General features: G+C 42.5%; 12 protein-coding genes. 2 read left to right on the top strand and 10 right to left on the bottom strand.

Features of this window, described 5'->3' with window-relative positions:
* Positions 1 to 43: 43 nt before the first annotated feature.
* The 4 genes from P0G38_RS08280 to P0G38_RS08265 are packed head-to-tail and all read right to left on the bottom strand — an operon-like array spanning position 44 to position 2,942.
* Positions 44 to 700, bottom strand: coding sequence for an amino acid ABC transporter permease (locus P0G38_RS08280; protein WP_275855061.1), 657 nt, complete (start codon positions 698 to 700; stop codon positions 44 to 46).
* A 17-nt stretch (positions 701 to 717) separates the two neighbouring features.
* On the bottom strand, positions 718 to 1,365 hold the full coding sequence (locus tag P0G38_RS08275; RefSeq protein ID WP_005226186.1) for an amino acid ABC transporter permease: 648 nt from the start codon (positions 1,363 to 1,365) through the stop codon (positions 718 to 720).
* An 11-nt stretch (positions 1,366 to 1,376) separates the two neighbouring features.
* Entirely contained in the window at positions 1,377 to 2,186 is an 810-nt protein-coding gene (locus P0G38_RS08270) for a transporter substrate-binding domain-containing protein (protein ID WP_008381907.1), read from the bottom strand.
* Between the two features lie 18 nt (positions 2,187 to 2,204).
* The gene (locus P0G38_RS08265; RefSeq protein WP_008381909.1) at positions 2,205 to 2,942 is read right to left on the bottom strand and encodes an amino acid ABC transporter ATP-binding protein; all 738 of its coding nucleotides are present in this window, start codon (positions 2,940 to 2,942) and stop codon (positions 2,205 to 2,207) included.
* A 267-nt stretch (positions 2,943 to 3,209) separates the two neighbouring features.
* On the opposite strand from P0G38_RS08265, the gene trpS reads away from it, so the two are divergent.
* Positions 3,210 to 4,217, top strand: coding sequence for a tryptophan--tRNA ligase (trpS, locus tag P0G38_RS08260; protein ID WP_005236112.1), 1,008 nt, complete (start codon positions 3,210 to 3,212; stop codon positions 4,215 to 4,217).
* A gap of 401 nt (positions 4,218 to 4,618) precedes the next feature.
* Here trpS and pheT read toward each other — a convergent pair whose 3' ends face one another.
* The 6 genes from pheT to lepB all read right to left on the bottom strand — a co-directional run bounded on the left by pheT (position 4,619) and on the right by lepB (position 16,790).
* Positions 4,619 to 7,039 carry a phenylalanine--tRNA ligase subunit beta gene (pheT, locus tag P0G38_RS08255; RefSeq protein WP_086317394.1) on the bottom strand — a complete coding sequence of 807 codons (2,421 nt, stop codon included), beginning with the start codon at positions 7,037 to 7,039 and terminating at the stop codon, positions 4,619 to 4,621.
* Positions 7,040 to 8,086, bottom strand: coding sequence for a phenylalanine--tRNA ligase subunit alpha (gene pheS, locus P0G38_RS08250; RefSeq protein WP_008381915.1), 1,047 nt, complete (start codon positions 8,084 to 8,086; stop codon positions 7,040 to 7,042).
* A gap of 358 nt (positions 8,087 to 8,444) precedes the next feature.
* The gene (locus P0G38_RS08245; protein ID WP_005226192.1) at positions 8,445 to 8,765 is read right to left on the bottom strand and encodes a winged helix-turn-helix transcriptional regulator; all 321 of its coding nucleotides are present in this window, start codon (positions 8,763 to 8,765) and stop codon (positions 8,445 to 8,447) included.
* Positions 8,766 to 8,832: 67 nt separating this feature from the next.
* Positions 8,833 to 12,510, bottom strand: a complete 3,678-nt coding sequence (gene addA, locus P0G38_RS08240; protein WP_142974286.1) for a helicase-exonuclease AddAB subunit AddA — start codon at positions 12,508 to 12,510, stop codon at positions 8,833 to 8,835.
* Positions 12,503 to 16,120 (bottom strand): PD-(D/E)XK nuclease family protein, encoded by a 3,618-nt coding sequence (locus tag P0G38_RS08235; RefSeq protein WP_275855053.1) that lies wholly within the window; start codon positions 16,118 to 16,120, stop codon positions 12,503 to 12,505. The genes addA and P0G38_RS08235 overlap by 8 nt, the downstream gene beginning before the upstream one ends.
* 121 nt (positions 16,121 to 16,241) lie before the next feature.
* Complete coding sequence (lepB, locus tag P0G38_RS08230) at positions 16,242 to 16,790, bottom strand: signal peptidase I (RefSeq protein ID WP_005226195.1); 549 nt, start codon at positions 16,788 to 16,790, stop codon at positions 16,242 to 16,244.
* Between the two features lie 214 nt (positions 16,791 to 17,004).
* On the opposite strand from lepB, the gene P0G38_RS08225 reads away from it, so the two are divergent.
* On the top strand, positions 17,005 to 18,456 hold the full coding sequence (locus P0G38_RS08225; protein ID WP_142968473.1) for an NAD-dependent succinate-semialdehyde dehydrogenase: 1,452 nt from the start codon (positions 17,005 to 17,007) through the stop codon (positions 18,454 to 18,456).
* The last annotated feature ends 74 nt before the right edge of the window (positions 18,457 to 18,530 follow it).

Here is an 18,530-nt window from a genome sequence, read left to right as displayed (position 1 = left end):
GGTGAAAGACCGATCGTGGGGATGTTTTTGACGATTATTCTTTTTAGTAATCGTACTGATGTTTTTCCAAAAAGCCAGAAAGCAATGACAAGGCATAACAAACCAAAAAGTATAAAACAGTCATTGCCAAAAACATAGGCAAAACATAGTTTGTGTTTTGACCATAAATGATTCGAGCATGATGAGTCAGCTCTGGTAAAGAAATAATCACAGCTAATGACGTATCTTTGATCAAAGAGATCAACTGACTGACGATCGCTGGCAGCATCGCTTTAAATGCCTGCGGCACGACGATGCTCCGCAATACTTCGACATAGCTTAGCCCTGTAGACAAACCAGCTTCCATCTGCCCTTTTGGCACAGAATTCAAACCAGCACGGAAGATTTCAGAAAGCATCGCTGATTCAAAAATCGTCAACGCCACAACCGCTGACCAAAAAATATTAAAGCGGATACCGATCTGCGGCAATGCAAAGTAAGTGAAAAAGATGATCAAGAGCAAAGGCAAGTTACGAATAACATCGATCACGACACCTAATACTTTAGAAAAGACTGGGATCGAGCTGAAGCGCAAAATGCCGGCGATCCCTCCGATAATAAAGCTAAATAAAATCGATAGGATCGACACTTCAACTGTTACCCGCAAGCCATCGATCAAGAAGCGAATGTTAATCGCTGAAAAAGCTTCAAAAAAGTCCATAGTTCGTTAGCTCCTTTCTATGAGCGGACAGCCCAACGCCGTTCCAAGTAAACCATCAAATAAGACAATGGTAGGGTAATGATCAAATAGAAAAGACCAACAATGATATACGTATCAAATGTATTGAAGGTCTCACTTGCGATCAAATCGCCTTGATACATAATATCTAATCCTGCGACCATCGCCAAAATTGATGAATTTTTGACAAGATTGATAAATTGATTGCCTAACGGCGGTACGACGATCTTAAATGCTTGAGGCAAAATAATGTAGCGCATCGCTTGACTATAAGTAAAGCCAGAAGACAAGGAAGCTTCCATCTGTCCTTTAGGAACCGTTTGGATCCCTGAACGGATCGTCTCGGCGATAAATGCCGATGTATAGATCGTTAAACCAATCGTTCCAGCTTGAAATCCGTCAAAAGAGACCCAATACATTGGCACAACAACATAAAAGAACATCACGATGATCAATAAGGGAATATTTCTAAAAAACTCAACATACGCTTTGGCAATCCCTTTGATGAGGCGATTGTCTGACAACTGAAAAATTGCCATTAAGGTTCCGATCAAAAGACTAAAAAACAGTGCGATCAAACTCGCCATGACTGTGTATTTAAAGCCTTCAATAAACTGACCGGTATACGTTTGAAATAATTCAACCATTCAGTTTCCTCCTACTCTACTTTTCCTGATTCGTCTTCAGGGAACCACTTGTTGTATATCTCATCATAGGTTCCATCTTCACGCATTTCCCGCAAGGCTTGATTCACTGCATCAAGAAACGGCTTTTGTCCTTTATTGATGGCAATCCCATAAGGTTCTTCTGTAAAAGTTTCGCCAACTAAATGGTAATTGGGATTTTCACTCGCCATCCCTAATAAGATCGCATTATCCGTGGTCATAGCATCCCCTTGACCAGATTGTAAAGCAGTAAAGGCTTCCGCATAATTCTCAAGTTCTAAAATTTGCGCTTCTGGTGCTGCTTCACGGATGTTCACAGCTGAGGTAGAGCCTTTCACGACCAATACAGTGGTGTCTGCGGTCAAATCTTCGATCCCTTGAATAGGACTGTCTTTGGCAACTAATAAAGATTGACCTGCATCAAAGTAGACATCGGAAAAATCGACCTGTTTTTTACGTTCTTCCGTGATAGTCATCGTGGCGATGATTGCATCGATGTTGCCGTTTTTCAAAAGAGGAATCCGGGTTTTTGAGGTAACTTCAACAAAGATGGCATTGCCATCACGACCTAAAATTTTCTCAGTGATTGCACGAGCGATATCAATATCGAATCCCCGTACTTCTCTAGTCGCGATATCCATCAATCCAAAAAGACGGGTATCGTTTTTTACGCCCCAAACGATCTGATTCGTCTCTTTGCTGTTTTCTAAAATATCGATATCTGCGGCACTTTGTCCTTTACAACCTGAGAAAGTCACAAGGGCAAAGGCTAAGACTAGAAAGGAAAATATTTTCTTTCTCATAAGGGTTCCTCCTATTGCTTAATGATTTGTGACTTTACTCAAGAATTGTTTTGCACGTTCGTCTCTTGGTGCATCAAAGAATCCATCGACATCGCGCCGGTCTTCTAAGACTTGTCCTTCCGCCATAAAGACGATTCGATCTGCTACTTCACGGGCAAAGCTCATTTCATGGGTAACAACGATCATGGACATACCTTCACTGGCAATTTTTTTCATGACATCCAATACATCACCAATCATTTCTGGATCCAATGCTGACGTTGGCTCATCAAAAAGCAGCATCTCTGGTTTCATCGCAAGCCCTCTGGCAATTGCGACCCGCTGCTGTTGTCCGCCGGATAACATGGAAGGATAGGAATCTTTTTTATCTAACATCCCTACCCGATCAAGAAGTTTTTCCGCCAAATTGATGGCTTCTTGCTCATTTTGTTTTAATACTTTAATCGGTGCCAACGTAATATTTTCTAACACGGTTTTATTTGGATACAAGTTGAAATGTTGAAACACCATGCCGATGTTTTTTCTAATTTCTGTCATTTTGACATCTTTGTCAAACAAGTTCTTACCATTGACCAATAATTGACCACCTGAAATGGTTTCTAGACCATTAATCGTACGGAGCATTGTACTTTTACCAGATCCTGAAGGCCCGATAACAACAACGACCTCACCTTTTTCAAATTCAAGGTTGATGTTTTTTAATGCATGGAACTTTCCGTAATATTTCTCTACGTTCTTAAATTCGATCATTGCCATTGATTCACACTCCTAGCTTTTTTTAAAATTAAATGAGTAATTGGAAAGATTTGATTCATATTATAGCTCAATCTTTTTTCATTTGTAAAGGTTCTTTTCCAATGTTCCCCCCTTATTTCTGAAAAGACAAGTGCTATTTTACTTTGATGTGAGGTTTTTGTCCATGAAAATTTTTCTCACCCCATCAGATCACAAGGAGAACCGGTTGTTTCTTTTGCTAAAAAAAGGTAAGATAAACCATATAACAAAGGAAAAGGTGGAAAAAAAGTGAATACGATTTTAACTGGCGACCGCCCAACTGGCAAATTGCATCTTGGCCATTATGTGGGGTCTTTAAAAAAACGGGTCGAAATGCAAGCTGACCCTGAAAATCAGCTTTATATCATGGTCGCTGACATGCAGGCACTAACAGATAATGCGAAAACACCTGAGAAGGTCTCAGCGAATATTTTAGAAGTTGCTTTGGATTATTTAGCCGTTGGATTGGATCCAGCAAAAACAACGATGTTTATTCAATCGCAAATCCCTCAGCTCTCTGAATTGACGATGTATTATCTCAATCTAGTCAGTGTTGCTCGAGTACGACGCAATCCAACCGTTAAAGCCGAAATTGAACAAAAAAAATTTGGTGAAGGCGTTCCTTCTGGTTTCTTCATCTATCCTGTCTCTCAAGCAGCGGATATCACCGCTTTTAAAGCAAATTTAGTCCCAGTCGGCGAAGATCAAAAACCAATGCTGGAACAAACGCAAGAAATCGTGCATAGTTTTAATTCTACGTATAGTGAAGTATTAGTCGAACCAAAAGCGGTTTTACCGCCAAAAGGCATGGGACGTTTAGCGGGGATCGATGGGAACGGGAAAATGAGCAAATCATTGAACAACGGCATTTACTTAGCTGATCCAGCCGATGTATTACAAAAGAAAGTGATGAGCATGTACACGGACCCAAATCACATTCATGTCAACGACCCCGGACAAGTTGAAGGCAATATGGTCTTCACTTATCTTGATGTATTTGGTACCGAAAAAGAAAAAATTGCTGAATTAAAAGAACATTACACCCGTGGTGGATTAGGCGATGTCAAAATCAAACGCTATTTGATCGATGTTCTAGAAGCCGAATTTGCACCGATTCGTGAACGCCGTGAAGCTTTTGCAAAAGATCCCGGTGAAGTGATGAACTTACTAAAACTTGGTAGTGAAAAAGCTGAACAAGTTGCCGCTCAGACGTTAGCTGAAGTCAAAAATGCAATGGGCATCAATTACTTTGCCTAAAAAAACAAGCCTTTACGGCTTGTTTTTTTGTTTACAAATCGGAATGAATTCTTTCATGCAAAACCTATGTACAAACTCTGTGTTAGATTTCACGAGAACACTTCCTCCCCAGACTGACACTTTGTGTATTTTGATTTGATGCTGTTTCTTGCGCAAAAATCGAGGAGCTGTCCTAAAAAATAACTTCATAAAACGCTGATTAGAAAATGCATTTTTTCAGCCTAGCCAGTGTTTAAAAAAGGTTGTACCAAAAAAGCTGGAATGCCTTCTATAGAGAAATCTTTTAAGGCTTTCACTCAACTCCTAACATTCTTGTGTCATCTGAGCATCTATTATAATAGTAGAAAACGTTCCCCACCCAACTTCTTTGTATGGTGGAGAACGTTTTTCTACTTATTTGATTAGCGGATTTCTGCTTGAACGTTTTCTTCTAAGTTACGAGTAATTTTCGCTATTGCTTGATTGATCTCTTCATCCGTCAGGGTAGCTTCCGGATTGCTAAAGGTCAGACTGTACCCTAGAGATTTTTTACCTGATTCAATGTTTTTCCCTTGATAAACATCGAATAAACGAATATCACTTAAGAAGCGACCTGCACTTTCACGAATGATTTCCATCACGGATTGGTTATCGATCGTTTCATCGAGCAAGAGTGCCATATCTCGGGTCACTGATGGGAACTTAGAAACTGGTTGATAGACCAATTGTTCTGTTTTAGCTGCTAACAACTGATCTAAGTTCAATTCAGCAACATAGGTTTCACTCACTTCGTAGGCTTTGGCGATCGATGGGTGGACTTGTCCCAAGAAGCCGATTTCTAGGTCATCTAGCAAGATCATTGCCGTACGCCCAGGATGCATCTCTTTGATATCTGCCGTTTTTTGATAACGAATACGGTCGGTTAATGCCAACGAATCAAAAAGATTTTCTAAAATGCCTTTCAAATGGAAGAAATCAACTTTTTGAGCTTGAGTTTGCCAGTCTTTCTCATGGATATTTCCTGTCAATGCTAGCCCTAAGTGATTGACTTCTGTTGGCAGTTCGTGTTTACTGTCGCCCGTTTGATAGAAGACGCGACCAATTTCATATAAAGCAACACGATTGTTTTTACGTGCCAAATTGTACGCAACGTCGTCTAACAAACCTGAAATCAGATTCAAGCGCAAGACGGCACGCTCTTCGGTCATTGGCCAATCCAATCGAGTCACTTGGCTCGATTTATCCGTAAATTGTTGTGCCTTCTCTTCCGTTGTCAAAGCATAGCTGATGGCTTCACTGACCCCGTTGCCTTCCAAAAGAGTCCGAACTTCTCTAGTCAGACGTTGCGCTTTGGTTAAATGACCGGCAACCGTTTCTCCTTGCGGTAAAGTCGATGGCAAACGATCATAACCGTAAATACGCGCCACTTCTTCAATGATATCTGCTTCGATCGTAATATCCCAACGACGAGGTGGGACTGAAACAATATAGCTGTCTGCTTCTTGACGATGACCAAAGCCTAATGCATCAAAGATTTCTTGCACTTCTTCATCAGTGATTTCTGTGCCTAAATAGCTATTGATCCGTGCTAAAGTAATCGCAACCTCCACAGGTTCTACTGCTACTTGGGAACCTATTACTGCCTCTTTTAAGACCGTTCCGCCAGCAAGTTCCGCAATCAGTGCTGCTGCTGCATCACAAGCTTTTGCAACCGTTGCTTGGTTGATCCCTTTTTCAAAACGAGCGGATGATTCGCTTCTTAAATTGAATTTTTTCGAAGTCAAACGAATCGCTAATGGATCGAACAAGGCCGCTTCTAAAGCGACTGTGGTCGTCGTTTCCGTGATTTCAGAATCAAGACCTCCCATGACGCCTGCGAGCGCAACTGGTGTCGTTCCGTTGGTGATAACGATGTCTTCTGGGGAAAGCTGACGAGTTTCTCCATCTAAGGTAACCAGGCTTTCATTTTCTTTGCCGCGACGTACCAGTATTTCCTTGCTGTCTAGCTTTTGATAATCAAAAGCATGCAATGGTTGACCAAATAACAGTAAGATATAATTCGTCACGTCCACGACATTATTGATTGGACGAATGCCTTCATTCATCAAGCGATTTTGCAGCCATTGTGGACTTGGGGCGATCGTTACGCCATCAATGATTCGAATTTGGTAGGCGGGTGCATCCGTTACTTCAGTGACCTTCACCTGAATTTTATCGGCAGCAGCTACTTCACTTTCGGTAAGCGCAATTTCAGGAAACTTCGGTGTTTGCCGATAGATTGCACCGACTTCATAAGCAACCCCCCGCATGCTCAACGCATCCGCACGATTCGGAGTGATCGATAATTCGATAATGTGATCATCCATATCAAGATAAGGAAAAACCGGTGATCCTGGTTCTGCTTCTGCTGGTAAATAATAAATTCCTTCTGCGTATTCTTTGGGAATCACGCTATCGGCATATCCCAACTCTTGCAACGAACAAATCATGCCGTTGGAAACTTCTCCCCGCATCTTGCCCTTTTTGATTTTTACGTTGCCCGCGATTCGAGAGCCTGGTAATGCCACGATGACTTTGATGCCGCTTTTGACATTCGGCGCACCACAAACGATCTGTGAGTCTTCATCCTCGCCAATATTTACTTGGCAAATTGATAGATGATCAGAATCTGGATGTGGTCGGCAGTCGGTCACTTCTCCGACAACGATTTTTTTTAAACCCTCTTCAGGCACGTCAATACCTTCGACTTCGATCCCCGTCACTGACATTTTATCCGCCAGCTCTTTGGGTGTGATCTCAGACAGATCAAGGTATTCATTTAACCATTTGTATGATACTAACATTTATTGTTCCCCCTTGAACTGGCGAATGAAACGCACATCATTTTGATAGAATTGGCGAATGTCGTTCACGCCGTAGCGCAGCATTGCCACTCGATCAGGACCTAAACCAAAAGCAAATCCTGAATATTGGGTTGGATCGATCCCTGACATTTCTAAGACGTTAGGATGCACCATTCCAGCACCGAGGATCTCGATCCAGCCAGTTTGTTTACAAACATTACAACCGGCACCACCGCACTTGAAGCAGCTGACATCGACTTCGACCGATGGTTCTGTGAAAGGGAAATAGCTTGGTCGCAAGCGAATTTGGCGATCTTCCCCAAACATTTTTTGCATCATGACTTCTAAGGTTCCTTTTAAGTCACCCATCGTAATATTCTTATCGATTACCAAACCTTCAATTTGATGGAATTGGTGGCTATGGGTCGCATCATCTGTGTCACGACGGAAAACTTTCCCGGGTGAGATCATCCGCAGCGGCCCTTTAGAAAAATCATGAGTCTCCATTGTTCTCGCTTGCACTGGTGACGTATGGGTTCGAATCAGCACTTCCTCTGAAATATAAAAAGTATCTTGCATGTCTCTGGCTGGATGATCCTTTGGCAGATTCATCCGTTCGAAGTTGTAATGATCTTTTTCCACTTCGTAACCTTCGACTACTTGGTAGCCCATACCAACAAAGATATCTTCGATTTCTTCCATGATTTGCGTTAGCACATGGCGTGTTCCTCGGTTCATCTTTTTACCAGGCAACGTCACGTCGATGGATTCTTCAGCAAGAGCTTTTTCCAAGTTTGCTGCTTCGATAGACGTCTTGGCTTCTTCGATCGCTTCTGTCAAGATATCACGAATCTCGTTGGCATAGCTCCCCACCTTCGGCCGTTCTTCCGCAGAAAGATCTTTCATTCCCCGCAGAACTTCTGTGATAGGGCCTTTTTTCCCAAGCACTTCCACTCGAATTTGATTCAAGTCATTCATGGTTGGACTTTCTTTGATTTTAAGCAATGTCGTTTCCTTCAATGCTTCTAATTTCTCTTGTAAAGACATGTGTTTCCTCCTTCTATGCTGTGAATAGTGTAAGAATAAAAAGACTGGATTGACTGAAAAAAGTGAGTATCATTCATATAAAGACAAAAAAAGACATCATCCCTTAAAAAAGGAACGACGTCTCGTGTTACCATCCTCATTCGCGAAAAAAACCGCGCACTCACTTCGGCTAACGACAGCAAAACTGCCGACTGACTGTAATCAGCAAGCTCCAGAAGTGAAATTCATTTTTCGAATACAGGACTTGCTTTCAGTCTGTGACAAGTCTCCCTTTTTCTGATTCAGCCAAATTACTAGTTTCTATCAACGCTTTTTATCTATTCATTTAAGCTTAGTTTACCTAATTTCCGGTGAGAAATCAACTGCATTCTTCCTCACGCACCCAGGTTTCTGCCCAACGCTTCACACTCATCATACTCTTTTCAAGAGCAATACCTCTTGGCGTCAAGCAGTAAAGATTGTTTTCTTTGCAGACAATTTCTTCCCGCTCTAATTCTTTCAAGCGTTCGACTAACACCCGATCACTCACTTGAGGAATCTTGTTTGCTAACTCAACAAATCTTTGTTTGCCGTCTTCAAGAAGGACATCAATGATCAAGCCGTTCCACTTTTTGCCTAAAATAGAAAAAGCTTTTTCAAATTTAGGACAAAGGGCATAATCCGATTCTACTTTTATCATTCTCCATCACCTCTTTTACCTATTATAGCATATGACTTACGAATTGTAAGAAACTAGGATCGATCAGCTAGAATGCCACGATCATTTTAGGTTTTAACAGCACTAAATAGGTCTGTTTCACTGGTTTGTTCAATGCTTTCTCCAATGCTTGGCAATAGAGTTTTAATTGACCATAATATCGTTCGCGCATTTTCTGTTCAATCTGAGCCTGACTGCCGAACACATCATCCGTTTTAAAGTCATACAAAATGATTTCATCCGCCAATTCAATATAGCCGTCAATAATACCATGGATCAAAAGCGGCGCATCTGGTTCGTCAAACCCTTCAAAGATCGTATCGGCCTCTTTTAGCATCGAAAACGGCTGCTCCCGCTTCACCACATCAGAGAATTGGTTCAGCAGTTCACCTAGTTCAGTTTGATAAAACCACAAAATACTCGATCGGTCAATTTTTTTGGCGATTTCTTCAGAAAAAAATTGCTTTTTCACGAGTTCAGCAATCAGGAGCGCCAAAGTATCTTGTGTTGGCTTCATTCCTAAGGGGATCATTTGCAAAACCGTATGTGTTGCGGTTCCGATACTGCTGGCGAGAGGCTTCGTTTCTTGCAGAAATTTGGGTTTCGCCAATTCATCTTGTACGTAGCGATATTGCTGAGGATTCGTCTTCTCGGAAACCGACCGCCATTCCAACAAAGTGGTCTGTTGATCATCAGGATCGTTATAGAGTCTTTTCAATTCTGAAACAGATTGATAACTAGTCGTTTGGGTCGCTTTTTGATAAGGATAGCGATAGGCTAGGCGTTTCAAAAGATCATCGATATTGCTATCTGGCGCAATCAATCGTTTAGGCTCCTCGACTGGCGCAAGCGTCTCTTGGACTTCTTGCGTGATCGTTTCTTGATTCCACCATGACAGACGAAAATGAGCAGGATGATCGATCGTTCGCTTGCGCTCTGACGCTTCGGAGAATACTGCTTCCATATCTGGATGGCGCATCAGGGTCCGTCCGACCCAATCCATCAAGCTCCCCCGTGCCACTAAGCGCAACGCTGGATCAAGAACCATCTCGGATTGTGTCAAGCCAGATTGCCATGTCTTGAAGGCATCCGCTTGATTTTTATAGGAGCCTACTAAGAAAAGCTTCTGCTCTGCTCGTGTCAATGCTACATATAATTTTCGCATCTCTTCTGACAAGGCTTTTTTCAAACGAACTTGCTTGATGGCTTGAAACGGTAGTGTTTCAAATTTAAGGTTTTCTGCGGGTTCCACATATTGGATCCCAGCCCCCAGCTGTTCTTCAAAGATATAGCGTTTTTGAAAATCTTGGTAATTAAAGAATTTTGTTGTATCCAATAAGAAGACTACAGGAAATTCCAAACCTTTACTTGCATGGACGGTCATCACACGAACTGCATCTTCTACTGGTGTAGCTAATGGCTCTGCCAAGTCCTTGTTTTTTTCTTGCATCTTTTCGATGAAGCGAATGAATTGGTACAACCCACGGAAACTGCTCTTTTCGTATTTCTCCGCTCTGTGGACCAATGCCGCTAAATTGGCATAGCGCTGCTGACCTGCAGGCAGTCCCACGACATAATCCAAATAGGCAGTATCTTCATAGATTTGCCAAAGCAAGGTTGGGATTGGTAATCGTCGTGCTTCCTCTCGCCATTGTTCCAGTTTTGTTAAAAATCCATCCACCGTTTGCCACAAGGGTGACGCTTCTTGTTGCCCATGGTAATCCAATACTGCATCGTAGTAGTCGCTGGAACGATTCGCTAAACGGATCTCAGCCAATTGATCTTCTGTTAGGCCGACGATTGGCGAACGCAAAACGGCCACAAGTGGGATATCTTGGTACGGGTTATCAATGATCTGCAGCAAAGAAACGACGGTTTGGATCTCCGTTGCCTGAAAATAGTTTTGAGCATCATTGACCGCCATCGGAATCCCAAACTGCTTAAAGACATCTAAAATGACAAGATTGTTTTTACGTGTGGGGGTCAATAAGACGATGTCATTGTAAGTGATTGGTCGATTTGTTTTGGCTTTTTTGTCATAGATCATGAAGTTTGATTCAATCAACTCTCGAATCTTCAAGGCAGTGATCTGCATTTCACCTTCTGTTTTGTCATCGATCAATTGTTCTTCGGATTCATGCTCTTTTTCATATAACAAGAGCTCTGTGGCAAAGGCCTCGCTTTCTGGAAAATCAGGAAAACCGGTAATCAAGGCTGCCGCCTCATCGTAAGGGATTTGTCCAACCCTTTCATCCATCAGTTGTTGAAAAACTAGATTCGTAAAATCCAATACATCGGAACGAGAACGGAAATTTTCTGCTAAGACGATTCTTCGCCCACCATTCTCTGTTTCAAATGCCAAGTATTTTTCGATAAATAGCGTCGGATCTGCTAGTCGAAACGAATAGATCGACTGCTTCACATCCCCCACCATAAACATATTGCCAGGGTTATGATCGACTTGTCTGACCCAATATAAAATTGCCTCTTGCAGCCGATTGACGTCTTGGTATTCATCGACTAAAACTTCTTCAAAGCGATCACGATAATAGGTCGACGCCTCACTTCCACTGCCATCTCCTTGTAAAATCTGCAAGGTGAAATGTTCCAAATCATTAAAGTCTAAACGGCCTTTTGAAAGCTTTCTTTCTTGAAATGCTTTCATAAATGCTTCGGTCATCGCTGCCATTTTTTCAACGACAGGTGCTGATCGATGAAGCAGCTCCATCATTTCAGCTGGTGGATACGGGAAGGTGGCTTTCAATTGCTCGACCAATTTTTTCGCATCATCGCGTAAGGGCTTGATTTCTTGGGACAATTCCTTTTGTTCTGGTTTGCGAAAAGCTGGGTAACGACCAAAACGCAATGTTTGGATCTGCTCATAGAAGCCATCGACATCGTCTGCATCCAGCAGAGCCTTTAAGGTTTCCACCATGCCCAATTCGGTATCGATCAACTGTGCCGCTTTTTCCATCGCTTCATCAGAACGGGCATAGTCTTGCGCCGCCTGCAGCAAATGCGCCGCTGTCTTCAAATTTTCTTGCAAAGTCGGTTTGATTTGCGATTGGTACAGGATATTTTCAGCAAAGGTTTCTTTGCCGATATAGTGATCACTTAGATGAGCTAGCCAGTTGACTGGATCTGGATTGGCTCGGGCAAAGTCATAAAGAGACAGGATCAGATCCCCGACGCCTTCATCAGAACGATCACTTGAAAAATTTTCCGTCAAACGAAAGAAGGCTTCATCATTGGCTTCATATTGTTGATCTCTCAGCTGTGTCCAGATTTCTTCTTTCATCAATAAAATTTCGGTTTCATCGGTCATCATGCGGAAATTGGGATCTAAATCGATCAAATAATAAAAACGCCGAATCACAGTTAAACAAAACGCATGCAAGGTAGAAATGTTAGCTGTCGGCAACAGCTGCAGCTGACGAACGAAGTGCTGGCGCTTTTGCTCGTCACTTTCTTGATTGATGGCCTGTTGCAATGCCACTTGAATCCGTTCTTTCATTTCTCGAGCAGCTGCTTCGGTAAAGGTTACGATCAGTAAAGAATCGATCGTCGTTCCTGCTTTTAGCTTTTCGATCACTCGCCGAACCAAAACGGTGGTTTTGCCTGAACCCGCTGAAGCGGAAACGAGGATATTATCCCCTTTATCAAAAATGGCTTGCCATTGGGTATCCGTAAAGGTTTCATTTTGCGGTTTTAAAGGGATCTTACTCATCTTCTTCCTCCCTTAAGCGATGGATAATCTCATCTTTAGATAAGTTTTCTAAACGGTGGTACTCATTTTCTTTCAACAATACATCAAAGTCACAGATGCTGCGAAACGGACAAAATTCACACGCCCGTTTTTTGTCTTTTATTTTATAAGACGGGTTTAAGGCGATTTCACCGCTCAACAGCTTCTCACCGCTTTGCTGCATGTTTTTACGATTGTGTTTTCTTAACAGTTCAAGCTCTTCTTCTGTATAAAACTTGTTTTTCGCCTGCGTTGTTTTTTGATAATTGCCGTTTTTGTCTTTTCGAACAGGAAATATCGGTGAATTTTTGCTGGCTTCAACATCCTCATCTAGCAACGGGAAAACAGCCGGTTCGTCAATAAACAACCCGTCATACTTGAAACGTTTTAAACGTTCTTCTTCACTGGCTTCTTGTCCGTCCAAAAGCGGATTATGCACATGCAGATAATAAGCCCCCGCTGGTCGCACATTTGGCGAACCAACCAGTTGGACAGCATCCGTCAATGCGACATCGAGATAGGTGATCAACTGCATCGCAAGTCCGTAGTATGCTTCAGAAAGGTCAAAATCTCGGCTGCTAGATTTATAGTCAACAACAGAAAGCCATTGTTCTTCTTCCGTTTTCGCCGTATCGACACGATCGATCTTCCCCCGCACATGCAGTTTCCCGCCAGAACTTAATGGCAATTCGATCCCATTGATCCCATTTGAGCCAGCGATCTGACCGAATAGCACCTCCGTCTTTTCAGGACTAAAATGCATTTTTTGTCCTTGTTTCGCTAATGCCCACGCTACTCGCTGAATCGTCTTGCCTAATTGATACCGAATAAAATTCATCCGAGCAGAACTCGTCAGTAAGCGATAACGGCTTTCGCCAAAAATTTCCTGCAAAACGACTTCCACAAATTGCACGCGTTGGTCAGCAGTTAACTGGGTCAAGGAAATATTTTCAGCAATCAGGACTTTGACAAAGCGGTCCAACGCATCATGGAAAAACTCACCGGTCATTGCTGGATTTAAGCCATAAACTTCCCGTTCTTTTAACCGTAATCCGTAGCTGACGAAATACTTGTATTCACACTGATAGAACGTCTCCATCTGAGAAATGGAACTGTAGATCGATGGTCCATATAGTGCCGCAGCTTGTGCTTGAGACAAAGGAATCGGAATATTTTGATGAGTTTGGCTTTCAAATACTTGGGCAGCTAAATCTGTCCATTCCGAACACAGCAGCGCTTGTTTCAGCTGCTCCCAAACCCTAGGCAAATTCTCTTTGTTTTTTTGCGCTTGCTGACTGAGGTTATTGATTTGATAGATCAGGCCACGGTAACTGCCGACATAGTTTCTTGGATCGCTGACTAGCGTCAAAATCCCTCGCTCTTGCAGTGGGACATCCAAACGTTTGACCACGCGATCTAAATAAGGCGACATTTTGATGTTTTGCTGGGTATCAAAATTAACGGCATAGGACAGTGATAAGTGTTCCGTTGCTGAAAGCAAGACAGAATAAAAGGCAAATGGCTCCTTGACACTGCCTTCCACCACTGTATCTCTAAGGTATTTTTCACCATTGAACAACTGATTGAAATGCTGACGTTCTTCATTCGTCAACAACGTTTTGTTCTCTATTTTTCTTGGCAACGCCGTTTCATTCAATCCCGGTGCAAATGTGATCTTTGCTTGCTTTGGACGTGCCAGATCAAGGCGATTGATGTTGACTTGGTCGATCGCTGTTGGGATCTTCCCGAATGTGACATTTTCTAAGCCAGTCAATAAGACATCCTCAAAGAGCGCAAAATCAAAGGACTCTTCCCCATAGATCGCAGCATATTCATCCAGCAAATCCATCAAGGCTTGCCATGCTTGTTCATGATTACGGGCTTGATCCAACTTCCCTTGCTGGATCGCTTGATCTCGCCAATGCCGCAGTTGTTCTTCAACACCGGCATTCAGTAAAAAGCGATACAGCAGTTCGACCGCATCGCGGTTCGTTCTAGCAGCCGTCAGCCAGTCTAGAGTATCAGCAACATCTTGTTTAAAGGCCCTGCGCAACTGGTTGGTATACGCTGTCAGATCCACTTTATCCGTCTGCTCTTCTTCCGATTGTAAATACTCGATCAGTTCCCAATCTTCGTTTCTCGTCCAACTCGCTCCTTGGAAATCATGAGCCAACGCTTTGTTCTCGGTAATATCCACCAACTTACGAAACTGGTCACGCCCAACGAGCCAATCTGCTTCGGAGCGATAGGCTGCCGGTAAGTAAAGTTCCGTTCTAAGCAACCGTAAAATATCATTTAAGCGAAAGCCATAGGATTGACAAGCAAAAAAAGCATTCAAAAACTCAACCAATGGATGTTGCGCCATCATCTGCTCTTCATCGATATAAAAAGGAATCTCAAACTCAGTAAAAATTTTAGGGATATATTGATGATAGACTTCTGGTTCGGCGATCAATAATTGGATCTCTCGGTATCGTAATGCTGGGTACCGTTTCTTATCGCTCATCATCCCACGGATCGACGCTGCAATCTGACGGATCTCTTCTTCTGGATTCCCAACTTTCCAAATTGCCAGAAAGTCCTTCACAGAGGACTGTTGCTGATAGTTGACTTGTGACTGAGTCTGCCGCCAAAATGTTTCAATTTCATTATACGCCTGTTGCATCGATCCCTTCGCTTCCTTGTCTACCTCTTGGTTGACCGAAAGTTTCTGATCCAAATAAATCGGCACTTGATTTTCTCGGGCAAAACTGATCAATTGATAATAGGTTCGCCCTGCTTCATAAAACAAATTTAACGGTGAAGGCAGCTCTTGTGGATACCCACGATCCAGAAAAAGATCAATAATGACATGACTTTTTTTCATCAACACTTGAATCAGCTGCTGTTCCTGTGTTGAAAAAGCGGAAAACCCACTGATAATAAATAAGGCATGGGAAAGATCTGGTGCTTTGTTCATTGACACCGCGTTAGGCATTGCTTGCTCCACTGGAGAATCATCCAGCAAGGAACCTTCAAGAAAGCGTGTCAACAAGGTGATCGGTTGTTCGACTTGTAATGCACGCTCCAGAAGTTCTTGTTCAAATCGTTGAAATATTTTCGCTAATTCACTGTATTTTTTCTCCTCGTCTTGGGTTGCGCTTGGTGCAGCACCACCTGCCAATAAATCTTCGATCCCCAATCGACTTGTATGCATTTCTAGATAGAACGCCAACAATTGCTGGATAAAACCCGCTTTGTTGATCTCACCACGGTATAAGACGAGTTCTTCTTCTAGTTCCAAAAGCAGCTTACGCATGATCATGGAGGCACCATTTTCAGTGATGGCATTTTGAGAAAGCAAGCCGGTTTGCTGCAGATAAAACCAAGCCAAACGGTGAAAACTATACACTTGCGCGCGAATAGAAGCAAAATCTTCTACGCGATCCTCTCTCAGTAATTGAAGGATCTCGCGTTCTCGTTCAAATTTGTTGTAGTTAGGTACCAGAAAAAATACTTCTTGATGGTCTTTTTCTAACCAGCTTTTTGCATTTTCTATCACTGCTTGATCATGACGACAACGGCCATCGCCAAGGATAAATCGTAAACTCATGAAAGGACTCCTTCTCTCCATCGTCTTTTAAAAAAACACTAAAAATCAGCGGCACGTTTTTTCAAATGCGTCTTTGTTTTTAAAAGAATCTCCTTAAAAACAAAAAAACGGTCGCAGAATTTCACTCTTTGCCTAGCATACCAAAATCGGCAATTGGCCAGAATACAAATTTTACATCACCCAAAATCGTTGCTTCATCGATCAGACCTAATTGACGACTATCTTTGGAAATTCGGCGGTTATCCCCTAACACTAAAATTTGACCTTCAGGAATGACTTCAACACCAAATAACCCCATATCAAAATCACTGGTCAATGGAAAGCCATCTGTGACAGCTGCTTTGAATTCATCCAAGTAGGGTTCATCATATGCTTGTCCATTGATATAAAGGGTATCGTTTTGATAGGAAACCTGGTCGCCAGGCAAACCGATCACGCGTTTGATATAATTTTTGCCTGCTTCATCCGGTGCTTCAAACGTTATGATATCGAAACGTTCGATCTCGGTATTTTTCAAAGCAATTACCCGCTCACCATCATGTAATGTGGGGTCCATCGAATCTCCTTTTACGATCACAGGAGTAAAGACATACTGTCTTAATAACAAGAGGAATAAAGTGAAGATCACGACAAATCCTACTGTTTTTAAAAGCTCTTTTACTTGTTGCACGCGTCCCTCACTCCTTGAATATTTTACTATATTTTCCAAGAATCGAACAAACATTCTTATTTTTCTATTCTACCATAAAATGATAGGAGCAGGACATTTCCCCTTTGGTTCTTTACAAAAATTTGGAGAATCAAGAGACTTGCATATGAATTGTCATCCTTTCTGATCCGTGCTAGGGTTTAATAAGAACCCATTATTGAAAGGAAGTGCCAAGATGAACCAACAGTTACCACAAGTACCAACAAAGTTATTGATTAACGGAAAATGGCTTGAAGGAACAAAAGAGTCGGTTTCGGTTACCAATCCTGCCACTAATGAAGAACTCGTAAAAGTCAGTCAAGGAGGGATCGAGGAAACCAAGCAAGCAATCGATGCCGCAGCGATTGCTTTTCCCGAATGGTCAAAACGCTCCCCTCGAGAACGTGCCGATTTGATGAACGCCATTGCTGATTTGATGGAAGAAGAAAGCGATCGTTTAGCAAAAATCATGAGTATGGAACAAGGAAAACCATTAAAAGAAGCGGAGGCGGAAATCCAATCCAATGTTGACAATTTCCGTTGGAATGCAGCTGAAGCGCAACGGGTCTATGGCGAAGTGATTCCAGCCCCTGAACACAATCATTGGCTGGTACGCAAAGAAGCGATCGGAGTTGTTGGCGCGATCACGCCTTGGAACTTTCCTTCTAACATGATTGCAAGAAAAATTGCGCCTGCTATGGCCGTTGGCTGTACCCTTGTTATGAAACCATCTAAAGAAACACCCCTATCAGCATTGGCTTTAGGTGAACTTTTTCAACAAGCGGGCCTTCCTGACGGGGTCGTCAATATCGTCTTAGGAGATTCTTCTGAAATTGGGAAAGAATTGACCGAAAATGAACAAGTCAAAAAAATCACCTTTACTGGCTCCACGAAAGTTGGGATGAAATTATACGAACAAGCTGCACCAACTCTGAAAAAAGTTTCATTGGAGTTAGGTGGTCATGCCCCGTTTCTTGTTTTTGCTGATGCTGATTTAGATTTAGCTGCTGAAAAATTAATTGCAGCAAAATTCCGTAACAACGGTCAGGTCTGTACATCCCCCAATCGAATTTTTGTCGAAGAGTCCGTCAAAGACGCCTTTACCAAAACATTACTAGCGAAAATGGAATCCGTAACGGTCGGCAATGGTCTGGAAAACCCTACTGTTGGTCCTTTGATCAACCAAGCAGGCGTTGAAAAAGTCATCGAGCAGTTGGAAGATGCAGTAAATAAAGGAGCTAAAGTTTTACTCGGTGGTAAGAAGCTTACTGAAGGTGAATACGAAAAAGGCAACTTCTTCGCACCAACGGTCATCGATGGGATTACTTCTGAGATGGCTATCTACTATGAAGAAACCTTTGGACCCGTGATCCCATTGATCTCATTTACGGATCGACAAGCAGTCATCGCTGCGGCAAATGATACGGAATTTGGACTAGCTTCCTACTTCTTTTCAACGAATTTGCAAACGATCTCGGATGTAGCCCAAAACCTCCAATATGGGATGGTTGGGGTCAATGACATTGCGATCTCAAATCCGGCGGCTCCCTTCGGTGGCGTCAAGCATTCCGGTTTTGGTCGTGAAAACGGCAAATATGGCCCTGAAGAATACGTGACCGTTAAATTCATTGCTATCGATGCCCAATAAGAAAAAGTCAGGTGCGTTTGCCTGACTTTTTGACGTGCCAAGCATTTTCTTTTACTAACATTAAGTAAGAATGT

It is taken from the genome of Enterococcus casseliflavus, assembly GCF_029215545.1.
In the GTDB taxonomy this organism is placed as follows: Bacteria; Bacillota; Bacilli; order Lactobacillales; family Enterococcaceae; genus Enterococcus_D; species Enterococcus_D casseliflavus.
This window is presented reverse-complemented; position numbering and strand designations above follow the sequence as displayed.

Coding starts and splice junctions, on each gene's coding strand:
- pheT (WP_086317394.1), bottom strand. CDS start 7,039: ATGTTAGTATCATACAAATGGTTAAATGAATACCTTGATCTGTCTGAG.
- P0G38_RS08275 (WP_005226186.1), bottom strand. CDS start 1,365: ATGGTTGAATTATTTCAAACGTATACCGGTCAGTTTATTGAAGGCTTT.
- P0G38_RS08225 (WP_142968473.1), top strand. CDS start 17,005: ATGAACCAACAGTTACCACAAGTACCAACAAAGTTATTGATTAACGGA.
- P0G38_RS08265 (WP_008381909.1), bottom strand. CDS start 2,942: ATGGCAATGATCGAATTTAAGAACGTAGAGAAATATTACGGAAAGTTC.
- pheS (WP_008381915.1), bottom strand. CDS start 8,086: ATGTCTTTACAAGAGAAATTAGAAGCATTGAAGGAAACGACATTGCTT.
- P0G38_RS08235 (WP_275855053.1), bottom strand. CDS start 16,120: ATGAGTTTACGATTTATCCTTGGCGATGGCCGTTGTCGTCATGATCAA.
- addA (WP_142974286.1), bottom strand. CDS start 12,510: ATGAGTAAGATCCCTTTAAAACCGCAAAATGAAACCTTTACGGATACC.
- P0G38_RS08270 (WP_008381907.1), bottom strand. CDS start 2,186: ATGAGAAAGAAAATATTTTCCTTTCTAGTCTTAGCCTTTGCCCTTGTG.
- P0G38_RS08280 (WP_275855061.1), bottom strand. CDS start 700: ATGGACTTTTTTGAAGCTTTTTCAGCGATTAACATTCGCTTCTTGATC.
- P0G38_RS08245 (WP_005226192.1), bottom strand. CDS start 8,765: ATGATAAAAGTAGAATCGGATTATGCCCTTTGTCCTAAATTTGAAAAA.